Origin of the sequence: Streptomyces sp. NPDC051677 (assembly GCF_044453465.1) — a bacterium.
Lineage (GTDB): Bacteria > Actinomycetota > Actinomycetes > Streptomycetales > Streptomycetaceae > Streptomyces.
Genome location: NZ_JBITCT010000006.1, coordinates 104042 through 122337 on the forward strand (window position 1 = coordinate 104042; position 18296 = coordinate 122337).

The 18296-nt window shown below is 72.7% G+C and carries 15 protein-coding genes and 1 pseudogene; 10 read left to right on the forward strand and 6 right to left on the reverse strand.

The features are described 5' to 3' along the window. Positions 1–227: 227 nt before the first annotated feature. Entirely contained in the window at positions 228–1850 is a 1623-nt protein-coding gene (locus ACIBAF_RS09030) for an ABC-F family ATP-binding cassette domain-containing protein (RefSeq protein ID WP_399462486.1), read from the reverse strand. Between the two features lie 277 nt (positions 1851–2127). Beyond that, entirely contained in the window at positions 2128–2544 is a 417-nt protein-coding gene (locus ACIBAF_RS09035) for an SsgA family sporulation/cell division regulator (RefSeq protein ID WP_399462487.1), read from the reverse strand. A 224-nt stretch (positions 2545–2768) separates the two neighbouring features. On the opposite strand from ACIBAF_RS09035, the gene ACIBAF_RS09040 reads away from it, so the two are divergent. From ACIBAF_RS09040 to mmpA, 4 genes are all read left to right on the forward strand, one after another. Further along, complete coding sequence (locus tag ACIBAF_RS09040; RefSeq protein ID WP_399462488.1) at positions 2769–3878, forward strand: WD40/YVTN/BNR-like repeat-containing protein; 1110 nt, start codon at positions 2769–2771, stop codon at positions 3876–3878. A gap of 51 nt (positions 3879–3929) precedes the next feature. Further along, positions 3930–4259 carry a plasmid stabilization protein gene (locus tag ACIBAF_RS09045; RefSeq protein ID WP_079658294.1) on the forward strand — a complete coding sequence of 110 codons (330 nt, stop codon included), beginning with the start codon at positions 3930–3932 and terminating at the stop codon, positions 4257–4259. A gap of 64 nt (positions 4260–4323) precedes the next feature. After that, positions 4324–5019 carry an endonuclease V gene (locus ACIBAF_RS09050; RefSeq protein WP_399462489.1) on the forward strand — a complete coding sequence of 232 codons (696 nt, stop codon included), beginning with the start codon at positions 4324–4326 and terminating at the stop codon, positions 5017–5019. A 74-nt stretch (positions 5020–5093) separates the two neighbouring features. Then, complete coding sequence (mmpA, locus tag ACIBAF_RS09055; protein WP_099935490.1) at positions 5094–5240, forward strand: morphogenic membrane protein MmpA; 147 nt, start codon at positions 5094–5096, stop codon at positions 5238–5240. 25 nt (positions 5241–5265) lie between these two features. Here mmpA and ACIBAF_RS09060 read toward each other — a convergent pair whose 3' ends face one another. After that, a complete protein-coding gene (locus ACIBAF_RS09060) occupies positions 5266–6438 on the reverse strand; it encodes a saccharopine dehydrogenase family protein (protein WP_399462490.1) in 1173 nt (390 codons plus the stop codon). 183 nt (positions 6439–6621) lie between these two features. Between ACIBAF_RS09060 and ACIBAF_RS09065 the strand changes: the two genes are divergently transcribed. Genes ACIBAF_RS09065 through ACIBAF_RS09075 form a run of 3 tightly spaced genes read left to right on the forward strand, consistent with a single transcriptional unit; the run spans position 6622 to position 11284 of the window. Then, positions 6622–7812, forward strand: a complete 1191-nt coding sequence (locus ACIBAF_RS09065) for a CaiB/BaiF CoA transferase family protein (RefSeq protein ID WP_399462491.1) — start codon at positions 6622–6624, stop codon at positions 7810–7812. Between the two features lie 39 nt (positions 7813–7851). Next, on the forward strand, positions 7852–9066 hold the full coding sequence (locus tag ACIBAF_RS09070; protein WP_399462492.1) for an acetyl-CoA C-acetyltransferase: 1215 nt from the start codon (positions 7852–7854) through the stop codon (positions 9064–9066). A gap of 40 nt (positions 9067–9106) precedes the next feature. Then, positions 9107–11284: a 3-hydroxyacyl-CoA dehydrogenase NAD-binding domain-containing protein gene (locus tag ACIBAF_RS09075; RefSeq protein ID WP_399462493.1), complete on the forward strand. Its 2178-nt coding sequence runs from the start codon at positions 9107–9109 to the stop codon at positions 11282–11284. 31 nt (positions 11285–11315) lie between these two features. On the opposite strand, the gene ACIBAF_RS09080 is transcribed toward ACIBAF_RS09075, so the two are convergent. After that, the gene (locus ACIBAF_RS09080; RefSeq protein ID WP_399462494.1) at positions 11316–12029 is read right to left on the reverse strand and encodes a MerR family transcriptional regulator; all 714 of its coding nucleotides are present in this window, start codon (positions 12027–12029) and stop codon (positions 11316–11318) included. Positions 12030–12155: 126 nt separating this feature from the next. Here ACIBAF_RS09080 and ACIBAF_RS09085 point away from each other — a divergent pair, with 126 nt between their 5' ends. Then, complete coding sequence (locus tag ACIBAF_RS09085) at positions 12156–12638, forward strand: macro domain-containing protein (RefSeq protein ID WP_399462495.1); 483 nt, start codon at positions 12156–12158, stop codon at positions 12636–12638. 5 nt (positions 12639–12643) lie between these two features. Continuing rightward, positions 12644–13576, forward strand: coding sequence for a PfkB family carbohydrate kinase (locus tag ACIBAF_RS09090; protein WP_399462496.1), 933 nt, complete (start codon positions 12644–12646; stop codon positions 13574–13576). A gap of 26 nt (positions 13577–13602) precedes the next feature. Here the strand turns inward: ACIBAF_RS09090 and ACIBAF_RS09095 are convergent, their stop codons facing one another. Beyond that, the gene (locus ACIBAF_RS09095; protein ID WP_399462497.1) at positions 13603–15096 is read right to left on the reverse strand and encodes a M1 family metallopeptidase; all 1494 of its coding nucleotides are present in this window, start codon (positions 15094–15096) and stop codon (positions 13603–13605) included. A gap of 222 nt (positions 15097–15318) precedes the next feature. Between ACIBAF_RS09095 and ACIBAF_RS09100 the strand changes: the two genes are divergently transcribed. After that, positions 15319–17265, forward strand: coding sequence for a Xaa-Pro dipeptidyl-peptidase (locus ACIBAF_RS09100; RefSeq protein WP_399462498.1), 1947 nt, complete (start codon positions 15319–15321; stop codon positions 17263–17265). Positions 17266–17277: 12 nt separating this feature from the next. Here the strand turns inward: ACIBAF_RS09100 and ACIBAF_RS09105 are convergent. Next, positions 17278–18242: pseudogene (locus tag ACIBAF_RS09105) on the reverse strand (NAD(P)/FAD-dependent oxidoreductase). Positions 18243–18296: the final 54 nt, after the last annotated feature.

The window sequence follows — 18296 nt, forward strand, 5'->3', positions numbered from 1 at the left end:
CCGCGAGCTGGGCCGAGCCCGTCGCGGAGCCCCGTCCTAGCCCCGGGCCGAGCGCCGTCCCAGCCCCGGGCCGAGCGCCGTTCCCGGTCCCGGGCCGAGCCCCGTTCCGCCAGCTGGGCCGAGCCCGTCGCCGGGTCCGGTTCCGGTTCCGGGCGGAGGGCGTGGGCCGGCCGCGGGGCGAGACTCTGGCCCAGGCCCGGTTCCAAGGCCGTTCCGGGGAGCGGTTTCTAGGCTGGGTTCGTCATCTCCTGTGCTGTTGTCTCCCGTAGTTCTCCGTCCAGGAGCAGCCACCGGGTGATGCCGATGGACTCCAGGAACGGCAGATCATGGGAGGCCACGATCAGGGCGCCCTCGTACGACTCCAGGGCCGTGGTGAGTTGGCGGACGCTGGCCATGTCGAGGTTGTTGGTCGGCTCGTCCAGCATCAGCAGCTGTGGTGCCGGCTCGGCCAGCATCAGGGCCGCCAGGGTCGCCCGGAAACGCTCCCCGCCGGACAGCGTGGCCGCCTTCTGGTCGGCGCGGGCGCCCCGGAACAGGAAGCGGGCCAGCCGGGCCCGGACCCGGTTGTTGGTGGCGCCCGGCGCGAACCGGGCCACGTTCTCGGCGACCGTGAGCTCGCCGTCGAGGACGTCCAGGCGCTGGGGCAGGAAACGCAGCGGCACGTGCGCGTGCGCCTCGCCGGCCTGGGGCGCCAGTTCCCCGGCGATCGTGCGCAGCAGCGTCGTCTTGCCCGCGCCGTTGCGCCCGACCAGCGCCACCCGTTCGGGACCGCGCAGGTCGAACCCGCCCGCCACGCGCGCGCCGTACGCGAGCCGCAGGTCCATGAGCGTGAGGACGTCCCGGCCGGGCGGGACGGCCGTGTACGGCAGGTCGACGCGGATCTCGTCGTCGTCCCGGACGGCCTCCACCGCGTCGTCGAGCCGCTCCCTGGCCTCGGCGAGCCTCTCCTCGTGCATGATCCGGTGCTTGCCCGCGGACTCCTGCGCCGCGCGCTTGCGCGCCCCCATGACGATCTTCGGTTCGCGTTTCTGGTCGAACATCTTCTGTCCGTACCGCTTGCGGCGGGCCAACTTCATCTGGGCGTCGGTCAGTTCGCGTTTCTGTCTCTTCAGGTCGGCCTCCGCGACGCGTACCATCCGCTCGGCGGCCTCCTGTTCGGTGGCCAGGGCCTCCTCGTAGGCGGAGAAGTTGCCGCCGTACCAGGTGACCTCCCCGGACCGCAGGTCGGCGATCTGGTCGACGAGGTCCAGCAGCTCCCGGTCGTGGCTGACCACGACCAGCACGCCCGGCCAGGACGCGACGGCCGCGTACAGCCGGCGCCGGGCGTACAGGTCGAGGTTGTTGGTCGGCTCGTCCAGCAGCAGGACGTCGGGGCGGCGCAGCAGCAGGGCGGCCAGCCGCAGCAGGACGGACTCGCCGCCCGACACCTCGCCGATGGTGCGGTCCAGGTCGACATGGCCGAGCCCGAGCTCGCCGAGGGTGGCCAGGGCCCGCTCCTCGACGTCCCAGTCGTCGCCGACGGTCTCGAAGTGGGCCTCGGACACGTCGCCGGCCTCGATGGCGTGCAGGGCGGCCCGCTGTGCGGCGATGCCGAGTGCTTCGTCGACCCTGAGAGCGGTGTCCAGGGTGACGTTCTGCGGGAGGTGGCCGACCTCGCCGGTGAGGCGCACGGTGCCGTCGACGGGGGCGAGTTCTCCGGCGATCAGCTTCAGCAGGGTCGACTTGCCGGAGCCGTTGACGCCGACCAGTCCGGTCCGGCCGGGGCCGAAGGCGACGTCGAGTCCCTCGAAGACGGGGGTGCCGTCGGGCCAGGAGAAGGCGAGGGAGGAACAGGTGATGGAATGAGTCAAAGCGGGCCTCGCGGTTGCGTGTGCGGTCAGGGCAACGCGTGTCGGGACACCGGAAGGCGGCGACCACCGCGGGAGCGGAGAGCGCGGAGGCAGGGGGAAGGTCCCGTTCCGCAGGGACGGCTCGCAGGCCGAGGTCGCACGCGGCATCCACACGCAAGACGTGTGGCGCGGTGTCTCAAGACCTCAGACGAGCAACGTCCTTCTCCAATCGGCGGCAACAGAACCGTTGAACACCGTAGGAGGGCCCGGGAGGGGTGTCAAAGGATTTAAAAGCGACTCAGCAGGCGTCCCGCATCAGCTCCGCCAGGTCGTGGTCGAGGTCGAGCTGCCGGTACTCCGTGCCGGCGGGCACCAGCTCACTCGTGGCCTGCAGGAAGCGGCGGATCTCCGCCGAGTGGACGTGCACGACGGCGGTGCCCTCGGGCGCGTGGAACTCCAGCACCGTACGGTCGTACCCGTAGGGGCGGACCCGGACGTCGCCGTGGCCCTCGGCCTCGTGCAGGCCGGCGGCGAGCAGGTCGCGGGCGAACGTCCAGCAGACCTCGACGCCCTCCAGGGTGGCCGGGGCGGGGAAGGTCATGCGCACGGCGAAGGGGTCGTGCCGGTCGTAGTGCAGCGTGGCGGGGATGCTCGGCATCCGGGGCGCAGCGGCGACCAGACGGGCCTCTACGGGCTGCTCGATGACGGTGGACATCGCCTTGCTCCCTCGTGACGGCGGGACGAACTTCCGGGCGGTGCGTCCGGACACTGCTAGAGACGCCGGAACCGGCCGATCCGTGCACACTGATTTCGAGTGACCTCGGTCACCGCTTTTCATGCACGGGAGTGACTCACCTCTCCTCCCGTGCCGTATAAGGCGGTTGAGATGATCGCGGGCCTCTGGACGGCACCGAAAGCCGTGGACTAGCTTCGCCCGCCATGAGGCGCTTGGGGAACACGCGACGCACGGTACGGACAGCACGTAGAGGCGGCCGCGCGGCCGCAGCGGTCTGCGGGGCGGCGCTCGCCGTCCTGACCGCCCTGCCGGCCCAGGCGCACACACCGGGCCCGGCGGCGCCGCGCTGGGACCTCAAGGACACCGGCGCCACCGCCGTACGGTTCCGTGGCCTCGCGGCGGTCGACCGCCGCACCGCGTGGGTCGCCGGGACCCAGGGCACCGTCCTGCGCACGGCCGACGGCGGCGAGAGCTGGCGCGACATCTCGCCGCCCGGCGCGGCCGACCTGCAGTTCCGGGACATCGAGGCGTTCGACGCGCGCCGCGCCGTGGTGCTCGCCATCGGCGAGGGCGAGGCCTCGCGCGTCTACCGCACCGAGGACGGCGGGACGACCTGGACGGAGTCCTTCCGCAACACCGACGCGCACGCCTTCTACGACTGCATGACCTTCTTCGACCGTCGCCACGGCCTCGCCATGAGCGACCCGGTCGACGGCAAGTTCCGCATCCTGTCGACCGACGACGGCGGCCGCTCCTGGAAGGTGCTGCCCAACGAGGGCATGCCGGCCGCCCAGGACGGCGAGGCGGGCTTCGCCGCCAGTGGTCAGTGCCTGGTCGCCTCCGGGGCCCACGACGTCTGGCTGGCGACCGGCGGAGCCGCACGCGCGCGGGTGCTGCACTCGTCCGACCGGGGGAGGACCTGGACGGCCGCCGACACCCCCATCCCCGCGGGGGATCCCGCGCGGGGTGTCTTCGCCCTCGCCTTCCGCGACCGCGCCCACGGCCTCGCCGTCGGCGGCGACTACCGCGCGGACCAGCCCTCGCCGCTCGCCGCCGCCACGACCGGCGACGCCGGGCGCACCTGGCGACCTGCCGCGGCGCCCCCGCCGGCCTACCGCTCGGGCGTCGCCTGGCTCCCGCACAGCCGCACCGCCGCCCTCGCGGTCGGGCCCACCGGCACCGACCTGACCACCGACGCCGGCCGCACCTGGCGCACCCTCGACACGGGCTCGTACGACACCGTGGACTGCACCCCCGACCTCGGCTGCTGGGCCGCCGGCGAACAGGGGCGCGTGGCCCGGCTGGAGGGCTGAACGGCTTTTCGGGGTACCCGGTGGGCGCGTACACGAAAGGAGTGAGCGCCCATGCCACGCGGTTCCAGCCCCAAGCGGGAGCGCCAGTACGAGCACATCAAGAAGAGCGCGCAGGACCGGGGCGAGAGCACCGGCCGTGCGGAGGAGATCGCCGCCCGGACGGTCAACAAGGAGCGCGCCCGGTCCGGCGAGTCGAAGACCGCCAGCCGCACCTCCACCCAGGACATGTCGTCCGGCAGGCGCGGCGGCCAGCGGTCCGGCAAGGGCTCCCAGGGGCCCACCTACGACCAGCTCTACGAGGAGGCCAAGCGGCGCGGCGTCAAGGGCCGCTCGGACATGAACAAGAGTCAGCTGCAGCGCGCGCTCGGCGGCAAGAGCTGAGGCGGCAGTCGCCTCGGAACGCGATCGCGGGTCAGGCCCCGGGAGCCGTACGCTCGTCCCCACCATGACGACCGTAGACATTCCCGCGGGCTGGCCCGCGACCGAGGAAGAGGCCCGCGCCGTCCAGGACGAGCTGCGCGCGCGGGTGGTGCTCGACGAGCCGGGGCCGCCGCCCGGGACGGGGTACGTCACGGGGGTCGACGTGGCCTACGACGACGAGCGGGACGTCGTCGCGGCGGCGGCCGTCGTGCTCGACGCGGCGAGCCTCGAAGTCGTCGCCGAGGCCACCGCCGTCGGGCGGATCTCCTTCCCGTACGTGCCCGGACTGCTCGCCTTCCGCGAGATCCCCACCGTGCTCGCCGCCCTCGACCGCCTGCCCCGCCCGCCGGGGCTGGTCGTCTGCGACGGCTACGGCCTGGCCCACCCGCGCCGCTTCGGCCTCGCCAGCCATCTGGGGGTCCTCACCGGCCTGCCCACGATCGGCGTCGCCAAGAACCCGTTCGCCTTCACGTACGACGACCCGGGCGCCGCTCGTGGCGCGGCGTCCCCGCTGCTGGCGGGCGACGACGAAGTGGGGCGTGCGCTGCGCACCCGGGCGGCCGTGAAGCCGGTCTTCGTGTCCGTCGGCCACCGCGTCACCCTGGACGTCGCCTGCGCCCATACGCTCGCCCTCACCCCGGAGTTCCGCCTCCCGGAGACGACCCGCAGGGCGGACTCCTTGTGCCGGCGGGCGCTTCAGGAGGCGACGACCTGCGCCTGACCCACCTCCTGAGTACGTCGTCTGAGTATCTGTACGGATGTGCGCCCGACCCCGCGCTCGGCAGTCTGGCCCGCATGACCACGCACCGTGCTCCCAAGCCCCTCGCCGACCCCGGCCGTCCTGTCGAGCGTGCCGTGAACGCCGCGCTGATCCTCGCCGTCCTGGCGGGGCTGGGCTGGATCGTCGGGATGATCTACACGCTGGTGCAGTGGCCCCTGTAGGCGCAGTGGCCCCTGGAGGGCCCGTTCAGCGGCGCGCCGCCACCCGGAACCGGATGCCCGCCCGGGTCAGCCGCTCGGTCAGCGTGTCGCCCATCGCCACCGCCGTCGTGACCTGCCCTGCCGTCGGCGGGAGATCGTCGCAGGCCAGGGACAGCGCCGCCTCGGCGAGCATCTTCGCCGTCTCGTCGTAGCCGGGGTCGCCGCCCGAGACCTCGGTGCACACTCGTCGGCCGCCGCCCTCGCCCACGAACCGCACGGAGAACCAGCTCCGCGCCCGCTTCTGCGCGCTCGGCCCCTCCCCGGGCTGCAGCCGGTCCGACAGCCAGCGCCGGGCGGGCGGCAGTTGGGCCGCCGCGACGAGCGTCCCGACCGCCGCCACCGCTCCCACGGCGACGGGCAGCCGTCGTACGGCGGCGTAGTGCCGGTAGCGGAAGTCGGGCCCGTAGCGCGGCAGCGCCCGCGCCGACCGGAGCACGATCTGCGGGTCGACGGTCGGCAGCGGCAGCGCCCAGGCGTTGACCTCCGGGGCGAACCGGGGCGCGCCCACCGGTGCGCCGGCCCGGCGGCCCATCAGCCGTGGCTCGTGCCGCCCCCGCTCCCGCGCGGCGGCCATCATCTGCCGGCCGCGCGCGAACTGGCCCAGTGCGGAGGCGAAGGTGCCGCCCGAGAAGGCAGCGTCCGCGGTCACGAAGCCGTCCACGGTCAGCGGCACGCCCTCCGGCAGCTGCCGGACGGTGAAGTACACGCCCAGGTCGTGCGGGACGGAGTCGAAGCCGCACGCGTGGATCAGGCGCGCGCCCGTCTCCCGCGCGCGGGCGTCGTGCCGGACGTACATCAGGTCGACGAACTCCGGCTCACCGCTGAGATCGAGATAGTCGGCGCCGGTGTCCGCGCAGGCGGCGACGAGTTCCTCGCCGTGCGTCACATAGGGGCCGACGGTCGTGGCCACCACGCGCGCGTGCTCCGCGAGGGCGCGCAGCGACGCCGGGTCCGAGACGTCGGCCCGCAGCACCCCGACGTCCACGCCGAGCCGGTCGCGCAGCCGCTCCAGCTTCTCCACGCCGCGGCCGGCGATCGCCCAGTGCAGACCGGCGGGCGCGTGGGCGGCGAGATACTCCGCGGTGAGCGTTCCCGCGAAGCCCGTGGCCCCGAAGAGCACGATGTCGTACGGACGGTCCGACCTTTTCAGCCTGCTCATGACACCCCTTTGCCGTGCAGCCCGCGCCGCTGTCGGTGGCCGAGGCTAGCGTGAGGGGTACGGAGGCCGACGACAGGTGTCCCCAAAGTGGCTAAGCGCTTGCTCGCTCGGCTCTTGTGTCCACTGGAACGCGTTCTTAACATCACTGGTGTTACATCGGTTGTGTCACAGCAAGGGGGCTGGATGACGACGGGACGGACGGACGGCCACGGCCCGCTGGCCGGGGTGCGCGTGGTGGAGCTCGCCTCGATCGGCCCCGGCCCCTTCGCGGGCATGCTCCTGGCCGACCTCGGCGCCGACGTCGTCCGCGTGGACCGCCCCGGCGGGATGTCTCTCGCCATCGACCCCGCCCACGACGTCACCAACCGCAACAAGCGCTCGGTCGTCATCGACCTCAAGGCGCCCGACGGCCCCGCGCGCGTGCTCGACCTCGCCGCCCGCGCCGACGTGCTCATCGAGGGCAACCGGCCCGGCGTGGCCGAGCGGCTGGGCGTCGGACCCGAGGACTGCCACGCCCGCAACCCCCGGCTGGTCTACGGCCGGATGACCGGCTGGGGCCAGGAAGGTCCCCTCGCCCACCGCGCGGGCCACGACGTCACCTACCTGGCCCTCACCGGCGCCCTCGGCATGATCGGCGCCCCCGACCGACCGCCGCCGCCCCCCGCCAACCTGCTCGGCGACTTCGCCGGCGGCTCCCTCTACCTCGTCGTCGGCATCCTCGCCGCGCTGCACCACGCGCACGCGCACGGCGCCGGCCAGGTCGTCGACGCGGCCATCGTCGACGGCGCCGCCCACCTGTCGGCGATGATCCACGGCATGCTCGCCGCCGGCGGCTGGCAGGACCGGCGCGCCGCCAACCTCCTCGACGGCGGCTGCCCGTACTACGGCTCCTACGAGACCGCCGACGGCGGGCACATGGCCGTCGGCGCCCTGGAGCCGCAGTTCTACGACGAGTTCGTGGACCTCCTGGGCCTCGGGGACTTCCGCGAGGCCCGCAAGGACTGGACCCGCTGGGGAGAGCTGCGTGAGGCCGTCGCCGCCCGCTTCAGGACCCGCACCCGGGACGAGTGGACGGCGCTGTTCGAGGGCTCCGACGCGTGCGTGGCGCCCGTGCTGTCGCTGCGCGAGGCCCCGCACCACCCGCACCTCGCGGCCCGCGGCACCTTCACCGACCACGACGGCATCACCCAGCCGGCCCCCGCGCCCCGCTTCTCCGCGACGCCCACCGCCGTCCGGACCGGACCGGCGCAACCGGGCGCCGACACGCACGCGGTGGCCCGTGACTGGGACATACCGGGGCTCGTGACGGACCTTGAGAAGACGCCCGCAACCTCCGTGACCCCAGAGAAGGACTTCCCGCACCAGGGCGACTGACCCCGCCCCGCTCGGCCCACCCTCCCGAAAGGCCTGCCAGTGAGCACCGAAGCGTACGTGTACGACGCGATCCGCACCCCGCGCGGACGCGGCAAGGCGGACGGCGCCCTGCACGGAACGAAGCCCATCGACCTCGTCGTCGGTCTCATCCACGAACTCCGCGGCCGCTTCCCCGGCCTCGACCCCGCCGCGATCGACGACATCGTGCTCGGCGTCGTGGGGCCCGTGGGCGACCAGGGCTCCGACATCGCGCGCATCGCCGCGCTGGCGGCCGGCCTTCCGGACACCGTGGCGGGCGTGCAGGAGAACCGCTTCTGCGCCTCGGGTCTGGAGGCCGTCAACCTGGCCGCCGTGAAGGTCCGCTCCGGCTGGGAGGACCTGGTCCTCGCGGGCGGCGTGGAGTCGATGTCCCGGGTGCCGATGGCCTCGGACGGCGGCGCCTGGTTCAACGACCCGATGACCAACCTGGCCGTCAACTTCGTGCCGCAGGGCATCGGCGCCGACCTCATCGCCACGATCGAGGGCTTCTCCCGGCGCGACGTCGACGAGTACGCGGCGCTCTCCCAGGAGCGGGCGGCGACGGCCTGGAAGGAGGGCCGCTTCGACCGGTCCGTCGTCCCGGTGAAGGACCGCGCCGGCCTCGTCGTCCTCGACCACGACGAGCACCCGCGCCCCGGCACCACCGCCGACTCCCTCGCCAGGCTGAAGCCGTCCTTCGCCGACATCGGCGAGCTGGGCGGCTTCGACGCCGTGGCCCTGCAGAGGTACCACTGGGTGGAGAAGATCGACCACGTCCACCACGCGGGCAACTCCTCCGGCATCGTCGACGGCGCCTCCCTGGTCGCGATCGGCTCGAAGGAGGTCGGCGAGCGGTACGGGCTCACCCCGCGCGCGCGGATCGTCTCCGCCGCCGTCTCCGGCTCCGAGCCGACCATCATGCTCACCGGGCCCGCGCCCGCCACCCGCAAGGCCCTCGCGAAGGCCGGCCTGACCATCGACGACATCGACCTCGTCGAGATCAACGAGGCGTTCGCGGCGGTCGTCCTGCGTTTCGCGCGGGACATGGGCCTGTCCCTGGACAAGGTCAACGTCAACGGCGGCGCGATCGCGCTCGGCCACCCCCTCGGCGCGACCGGGGCGATGATCCTCGGCTCGCTCGTCGACGAACTGGAGCGCCAGGACAAGCGCTACGGCCTCGCCACCCTGTGCGTGGGCGGCGGCATGGGCATCGCCACCGTCGTCGAGCGCGTCTGACCACCCCAGCGCAGCCAGAGACTTCTACGGAGACCCCGTCATGACACAGAGCACCGTCATCCGCTGGGAACAGGACCGCACCGGCCTCGTCACCCTCGTCCTCGACGACCCGAACCAGTCCGCCAACACCATGAACCAGGCGTTCCGCGAGTCGCTCGCGGTCGTCACCGACCGACTGGAGGCCGAGAAGGACTCCATCCGCGGCATCGTCTTCACCTCCGCCAAGAAGACCTTCTTCGCCGGCGGCGACCTGCGCGACCTGATCCGCGTCACCCCCGAGACCGCCCAGGAGCTCTTCGACGGCGGAATGGAGATCAAGCGCAACCTCCGCCGCATCGAGACCCTCGGCAAGCCGGTCGTCGCCGCCCTCAACGGCGCGGCCCTCGGCGGCGGGTACGAGCTCGCGCTCGCCTGCCACCACCGGGTCGCGCTCGACGCCCCCGGCTCGAAGATCGGCTGTCCCGAGGTGACCCTCGGCCTGCTCCCCGGAGGAGGCGGCGTCGTGCGCACCGTCCGCCTCCTGGGGATCGCCGACGCCCTCCTCAAGGTCCTCCTCAAGGGCACCCAGTACAGCCCGCGGCGCGCCCTGGAACACGGCCTGATCCACGAGGTCGCCGCCACCCCCGACGAGCTCCTCGCCAAGGCCCGCGCCTTCATCGACGCCAACCCCGAGTCGCAGCAGCCCTGGGACAGGCCCGGCTACCGCATCCCCGGCGGCACTCCCGCCAACCCCCGGTTCGCCGCCAACCTGCCCGCCTTCCCGGCCTCCCTGCGCAAGGAGACCAACGGCGCCCCCTACCCGGCGCCGCGCAACATCCTCGCCGCGGCCGTCGAGGGCGCCCAGGTCGACTTCGAGACCGCGCAGGTCATCGAGGCCCGCTACTTCGTCGAACTGGCCGCCGGACAGACGTCGAAGAACATGATCCAGGCGTTCTTCTTCGACCTCCAGGCCGTCAACTCCGGAGTCAGCCGCCCCCAGGGCATCGAGCCCCGCCCGGTCCGCAAGGTGGCCGTCCTGGGCGCCGGGATGATGGGCGCCGGCATCGCCTACTCGTGCGCTCGCGCCGGCATCGACGTCGTCCTGAAGGACGTCTCCGCGGAGGCCGCCGCCCGGGGCAAGGGCTACTCGGAGAAGCTGTGCGCCAAGGCCGTCTCCCGGGGCCGCAGCACGCAGGAGAAGGCGGACGCGCTGCTCGCCCGGATCACACCCACCGCGGACCCGGCCGACCTGGCAGGCTGCGACGCGGTCATCGAGGCCGTGTTCGAGGACACCGCGTTGAAGCACAAGGTGTTCCAGGAGATCGAGCAGATCGTCGCCCCCGACGCCCTGCTGTGCTCCAACACCTCCACCCTCCCCATCACCGTCCTCGCCGAAGGCGTCGAGCGCCAGCGCGACTTCATCGGCCTGCACTTCTTCTCGCCCGTCGACAAGATGCCCCTCGTCGAGATCATCAAGGGCGAGCGCACCGGCGACGAGGCGCTCGCGCGCGCCTTCGACCTGGTCCGGCAGATCAGGAAGACGCCCATCGTCGTCAACGACTCGCGCGGCTTCTTCACCTCACGGGTGATCGGCCACTTCATCAACGAAGGCGTCGCCATGGTCGGCGAGGGCATCGAGCCCGCCTCCGTCGAACAGGCGGCGGCGCAGGCGGGCTACCCGGGCAAGGTGCTCGCCCTGATGGACGACCTGACGCTCACCCTCCCGCAGAAGATCCGGGCCGAGTCGAAGCGGGCGGTGGAGGAGGCGGGCGGCACCTGGCCCGGGCACCCCGCCGAGACCGTCGTCGACCGCATGGTCGACGAGTTCGGCCGCACCGGCCGCAGTGGGGGAGCGGGCTTCTACGAGTACGGGGAGGACGGCAAGCGCGGCGCCCTCTGGCCGGGGCTGCGCGAGCACTTCACGCGCGCGGGCAGCGAGATCCCGTTCGAGGACATGCAGGAACGCATGCTCTTCTCCGAGGCCCTCGACACCGTCAAGCTCCTCGAAGAGGGCGTGCTGACGTCCGTCGCGGACGCTGACATCGGTTCCCTCTTTGGCATCGGCTTCCCCGGCTGGACCGGCGGAGTGCTCCAGTACATCAACGGCTACCAGGGCGGACTGCCCGGGTTCGTGGCACGCGCGCGTGAGCTCGCCGAACGCTACGGCGACCGCTTCGCCCCGCCGGCGCTGCTGGTGGCGAAGGCGGAACGGGGGGAGACCTTCACCGACGCGCGCTGAGCCAGGGGCAGTCAGGGCACCTCAGGGCTCATCAAGGGGAGCCGTCCGCGGGCGGCTCCCCGAGCCACTCCCGCAGCTCCGAGGTGAGCGACCGCTGGAAGGCCGTCAGCAGAGCCTGGACCACCAGGGGCTGCATGTGCGCCGACAGCGACCGCACCGCCTGCGCGTCATGCTCCGGCACCTCCTCGCGCAGCAGCCGCGACAGTTCGTGGGCGGCGGCGCGCGCATGGTCGAGGAGGAGGGTGCGGGCCGCGAGGATCGCCTCCTGCGACAGGGGTACGTCGAGCAGGCGGACGCCCAGCCTCAGCAGCCCGAGGTCGACCCCGTACGCGTCCTGGTCACGCCGTACGACGCCCATGGCGACGAGCCGCTCCACGTCCTCCTCGCGAAGCGCCCGCCCCGCCTTCTGTGCGAGCTCCTCCCGGGTGACCGTCTCCACGGCGTCCGGCGCCCAGGAGGCGACCACGGCCCGGTGTACGGCGAGGTCATGGGCGTCGAGACGGGGCGGCAGCCGGTCCAGGTAGCGCTCGATCGCCGCCAGCGTCAGGCCCTGCTGTTGCAGCTCCTCGATCAGCGCGAGACGCGCGAGATGCCCGGGACCGTATCGGCCCACCCGACGCGGACCGATGACGGGCGGGGGCAGAAGCCCCTTGGCGCTGTAGAAGCGCACCGTCCGCACCGTGATCCCCGCCCGCGCGGCCAGTTCGTCGACCGTGAGGTCCGGCTCCTCGGTCTCGATCGTCATGTGCAGCAGTATCGCTGTCACACCACTGCTGTGAAACCCGGGGCGGCGGAGCGCGCAGCCGCGCCCGCAGCCAGGTCCCAGGCCGGGGCCGGAGCCACTGTCAGTGGCATCGCCTACGGTGGCGTCATGTCGGAGATCACGTATGTCCGGGGGGACGCCACCGTGCCGTCGGTGAAAGGCGTCAAGGTGATCGCCCATGTCTGCAACGACCTCGGGGGATGGGGGAAGGGCTTCGTGCTGGCGCTGTCACGCCGCTGGCCGGAGCCGGAGGCGGCCTACCGCGCCTGGCACCGCGAGCGCGCCGCCAACGACTTCGGCCTGGGCGCGCTCCAACTCGTCCAGGTCGAGCCGTACATATGGGTCGCCAACATGATCGGCCAGCGCGGGGTGCGCACGGGCAGCAAGGGCGTCCCGGTGCGCTACGACGCCATCGACACCGCCCTGGCCCGTCTGGCCGACCGCGTGACAGAACTCGGCGCGTCGGTGCACATGCCGCGGATAGGCTGCGGCCTGGCCGGTGGTAAGTGGTCCCGGGTCGAACCGCTCGTCTGCGAGCGGCTGGTGAAGCGGGGCGTCGCGGTGACGGTGTACGACCACGGGGAGGGGTAGCGCGCATGGACGCCTACGGGCAGAACAGGCAGAACAGGGAGGACAGGGACATCGACGTCCTGGTCCTGGGCGGGGCAGGGGTGGACACCATCGTCCATGTACCGGAGCTGCCGCTCCCGTACGCCGACAGCTACATGATCGACAGCGGGATCCGCACCCGCGCCGGACAGACCGGCGACTTCGTCGCGCTGGGTCTCGCCGCCCTCGGCCTGCGCACCCACCACCTCGACTTCCTGGGCGACGATCCGGAGGGCGACCTGGTCCGCGCCCTGCACGAGAAGCACGGCATCGCCCTCACCGCCGTCCCGCAGCCGGCCGGCACCAAGCGCGCGGTCAACCTGGTGAGCCCGGACGGGCGGCGGCTGTCGCTGTACGACACCAGCCGCGGGCGACCGCAGGACCGCTTCCCGCAGGACACCCTGCGGGCGCTGGCCACGGCGAGCCGCCATGTGCACGTGGCGATCACCCCCGGCTGCGCCGACGCCCTGCCGCTGCTGCGCGCGGCGGGCGCCCGCATCTCCACCGACCTGCACAACTGGGACGGCGAGAACCCGTACCACGAGGCCTTCGCCTTCGCCGCGGACGTCGTCTTCCTCTCGGCCGCCGCGCTCACCGACCCCGAGGCGACGATGCGACGGATCGCCGCGCGCGGCCGTGCCGAGGCGGTCGTCGTCACCGCCGGCGCCGAGGGCGCGTACCTGCTGTCCGAGGGCGAGCTGACCCACGTGCCGGCCGTCGCGCCTCCCGCGCCGGTGGTCGACTCCAACGGCGCGGGAGACGCCTTCGCGGCCGCGTTCCTCTACGGCCGCCTCAGCGGCGAAACGCCCCTGAGATGCGCTCGGTTCGGCGTGACGGCCGGCGCGTACGCGTGCACCGTCCCGGCCACCGGGAGTGCCGCCGTCTCCCGTGACGAACTCCTGGCGGCGGCCCCCCGGTAGCGGAGGCCGGCGGGCGCGGCGCGCACTCAGTTCCCGTGCACGGAGTTCGTCGCCGCGATCTTCTTCCAGGACCTCGGCTGCACGGGCGTGGCCGGCGACTTCGCGATCGACGCGGTCCGCGCCGCGGGCGCCGCCGGCTTCGTCGGCTGGAGGAGCCAGGTGTCCAGCAGCGCGCCCAGCCGCTTGCCGGAGACCTGCTCGGCGTACGCCTGGAAGTCGGCGATCGTCGCGTTGCCGTACGCGTACTTCTGCGGCCAGCCCTTCAGGATCGCGAAGAACGCGTCGTCGCCGATCTCGTTGCGCAGCGCCTGCACGGCCAGCGCGCCCCGGTCGTAGACGGCGATGTCGAACTGGTTCGCCGCGCCCGGGTCGCCCGGCTTCACCGTCCAGAACGCGTCGTCGGCCGGGTGCGAGGCGTACACGTAGTCCGCGAGTTGCTGCGCCGTGCCCTCGCCCTCGTGCTCGGACCACAGCCACTGCGCGTACCGGGCGAAGCCCTCGTTGAGCCAGATGTCCTTCCAGCCCTTGAGGGACACCGAGTCCCCGTACCACTGGTGTGCCAACTCGTGCACCACCACGGAGGTGTTGGAGCCGTTCGCGAACTGCTTGGGGCTGTAGTAGACGCGGCTCTGCGTCTCCAGCGCGAACGAGGTGGTGGTGTTGGGGACATACCCGCCGGCCGTGCTGAACGGGTATGGCCCGAAGTAGCCGCTCAGCCAGTCGACGATCTCCCCGGTGCGCTCCACGCTCGCCCGCGCCGCCCCGTCGTTGTCCCCGAGGTCCTTGCTGTAGGCGTTGATCACCGGCACGCCGCCCTCGGACGTGCTCGTCGTGACGTCGAACCTCCCCAGCGCCAACGTGGCCAGATAGGTCGCCTGCGGCTTGTTCTGGCGCCAGTTGTAGCGGGTCCAGCCGAGGCGTGAAGTCGTCGACTGGAGCGTGCCGTTGGAGATCGCCTGGGTGCCGTCCGGCACGGCCACCGACACGTCGTAGGTCGCCTTGTCGAGCGGGTGGTCGTTGCTCGGGAACCACCACCACGCCGACTCGGGCTCGTCCGCCGCGACGGCGCCGTCGGGCGTGCGGTGCCAGGTGGAGAAGCCGTACGCGCTCTTCGTCGACGGCGCCCCGCGGTAGCGGACGACGACCGTGGCCGACGTGCCCTTCGCCAGCGGCTGCTTCGGCGTGACCACCAACTCGTGCTCGCCGGAGGTGGTGAAGGCGGCCGCGGCGCCGTTGACCCGGACCTCCTGGACGTCCAGCAAGAAGTCCAGGTCGAAGCTCGACAGGTCCTGCGTGGTCTTGGCGAGGATCGTCGCCGTGCCCTGCAGCTCGTCCGTCGTCGGCTGGTACGTCAGCCGCAGGTCGTAGTGCGAGACGTCGTATCCGCCGTTGCCGTAGGCCGGGTAGTACGGGTCGCCGATGCCCGACGCGCCGGGGGAGTAGCCCGCGGCGGATGCCGGGATCGCCAGCAGTACGGACGCGGCAGCGAGTGCGCCCGGCGCGATGAGTCTGCGGTGCACGAAAGCTCCAAGTCGTGGGGGTGCGAAGGCTGTTCGGAGCCTATTCAGTCCCTGTGCCCAGAAGGTGTCCACCGCCACCCCTGTCACACGATCGCCATTCGGCCGTCATGAGCGACCGTCTCCACCGACGTGTTTCGGCCACCGGCCCACCCGCCGTCGGGGCCCGTCCCTCTCCCATCTGCCCTCTTCTGCACAGGAGTTGACCGGGGTACCGTCCGGCGCATGTCGACACGCATGCGCTTCACGATCTGGAGACCGCTCGCCACAGCCGGCATCACCCTCCTGGTGGCCGCCTTCCTCACCCCGACCGCCGCCCACGGCGCCCCGCGCGAGAGCAGGCCCGTCTACTCCTACGAGCACGCCATCCGCGAGGCCGTCTGGGTCGACACCGGACTCGACGGCGACGGCGACGGAAGGACGGACCGCGTCGCCGTCGACATCGTCCGCCCCCGCGAACCCGCCGCACAGGGGCGCAAGGTGCCCGTCATCATGGACGCCAGCCCCTACTACTCCTGCTGCGGCCGCGGCAACGAGAGCCAGCTCAAGACGTACGACGCGGCCGGGAACGTCGTCCAGACGCCGCTGTTCTACGACAACTACTTCGTGCCGCGCGGCTACGCCTTCGTCGGCGTCGACCTCGCCGGCACCAACCGCTCCGACGGCTGCGTGGACGTCGGCGGGCGCTCCGACATCCAGTCCGCGAAGGCCGTCGTCGACTGGCTGAACGGGCGTGCCAAGGCCTACACCACCCGCACCGGCGCCACGACCGCCAAGGCGGGCTGGACCAACGGCAGAACAGGCATGATCGGCAAGAGCTGGGACGGCACCATAGCCAACGGCGTCGCCGCCACCGGCGTGCGGGGCCTCAAGACCATCGTCCCGATCAGCGCCATATCCTCCTGGTACGACTACTACTTCGCCCAGGGCGCCCCGCTCTACGACTCGGGCCCCGACTGGCTCTCGAACTACGTCGACAGCCCCGACGCCCGGGCCAAGTGCGCCGCTGTCCAGCAGAAGATCGTCGACGGGGCTCCGCGCACCGGCGACTGGACCTCGCTGTGGACCGAACGCGACTACGTCAAGGACGCGCGCAAGGTGAAGGCGAGCGTCTTCCTCGTCCATGGCATGCAGGACCTCAACGTCCGCACCAAGCACTTCGGCCAGTGGTGGGACGCCCTCGCGAAGAACGGCGTCGAGCGCAAGATCTGGCTCTCCCAGACCGGCCACGTCGACCCGTTCGACTTCCGCCGCTCCGCCTGGGTGGACACCCTTCACCGCTGGTTCGACCACGAACTCCTCGGCTACGACAACGGCATCGACCGCGAGCCCATGGCCGACGTCGAGCGCCACCCCGACCAGTGGGTCACCTCCGCCGTCTGGCCGCCGCGCGGCACCCGGACCGCGACCCTGCACCCGGCCGCCGCGGCCCAGCCCGGCGTCGGCACGCTCGGCCTGCGCAAGGGCGCCGGCACCGCGGCCTTCACCGACAACCCGCAGCTGAGCGAGACCGACTGGGCCGCGCGGATCGACACCCCGACCCCCGACAAGGCCGGCTTCAGCACCGGTCCCCTCACCCGCGACCTGCGGCTGTCCGGCTCCTCGAAGGTCACCGTCACCGCCACGCCCACGACCGCGACCGCTCACCTCACCGCCGTCCTCGTCGACCTCGGCCCCGACACGATCCGGGACTACGCGGCGAGCGGCGAGGGCATCACCACCCTCACCGACCGCACCTGCTGGGGCGCGAGCACAGCGGGCGACAGCGCCTGCTTCAAGCAGACCAGGGCGAACACGGCCGACGTCGACTACACGGTCGTCAGCCGTGGCTGGGCCGACCTCGGCACCTACGCGGACCCCGGCAAGGGCGTCCCGCTCACCCCGGGCAAGGCCTACACGATCACCCTCGACCTGGCCGCCACCGACCATGTCGTCCCGGCCGGTCACCGACTGGCGCTGATCGTCGCGGGCACCGACAAGGACCTCATCGACCCGCCCGCCGACACCCCGACCCTCACCCTGGACCTGTCCCGTGCCTCGGCCCGGGTCCCGTTCGTCGGAGGCGCCGACGCCTTCGCCCGCGCCACGTCCGCGGCGGCGGCAGCGGTCACGCCCGGCGCAGGGGCCCTGGACGGCGTACGGACCCCGCCCAGCGCCCGCCGGATCCCGTAGTCCCCTGGTCCCCTAATCCGAGGCGGCCGAGAGCACCAGCTCGGCCGCCTCCTGCGCGCATCCCCACGCCACGGTCACGCCCGCCCCGCCGTGCCCGTAGTGGTGCACCACCGGCCGCCCGTCCGGCAGCTCCGCCCGCTCCAGCCGTACCGTGTCCCGCACCGGCCGCAGCCCCACCCGGTGCGCCAGGATCCGTGCCCCGGCGACCTCCGGCCGCAGCGCCGCACAGCGCCGGACGATCGCCTCGGCCGCCTTCGGGTCCGGCTCCAGCGACCACGCGTCGTCCTCGGCCGTGCCGCCCAGCAGCAGCCGTCCGGGCTGCGGGAAGAGGTAGGCGATCGCGCCGTCCGGGGCGGTGGTGACGAGCCAGGTGTCGACGCCGGGGTTCTCCACGACGACGAGCTGCCCCCGCACCGGCCGCACCGACGGGTCCGCGGCCAGTTCCCGGGCGGCCAGCCCCGTGCAGTTGACCACGACGGGCGCCTCGACCTGCGCCAGGTCGGTCACCGTGCGCTCCTCCACCGTGCCGCCCGCCCGCAGCAGCCGCTTCCGCAGCCACGGCAGATAAGTCGACATATCGATCAATGGCAGTCGCACCCGCACGCCCGGCCCGGCGCCGTACTCGCGTGCCGTGGTCCGGCGCAGCCGGTCAGCCGACCGGCTGCCCAGGCCTCGACGCGGGCCGGCTCCTGCCCGCCCATCACCCCGTCGACCAGGCGCACGCCGGTCTCCTCGGGCCGCTCGGCGAGGAGTTCGTACATGTCCAGGGAACGCAGCGCCCACGCCCGCGCCGACGCCTTCGGCTCGATGTGGTACGGCCACCACAGCGCACCGGCCACGGCGGAGGTCGTCCGCTCGACCGGGTCGCGCGTCCAGACCCGCACCCGCAGCCCGTGCTCGGCCAGCGCGACGGCCGTCGACAGCCCGATGACCCCGCCGCCGACCACGATCACATCGCCGTTCGTCCGAGTGTCCATGCCCGGACGGTAACCGACCGTTCCGACGGTCAGCGAGATCGCCGAAGAACGGGT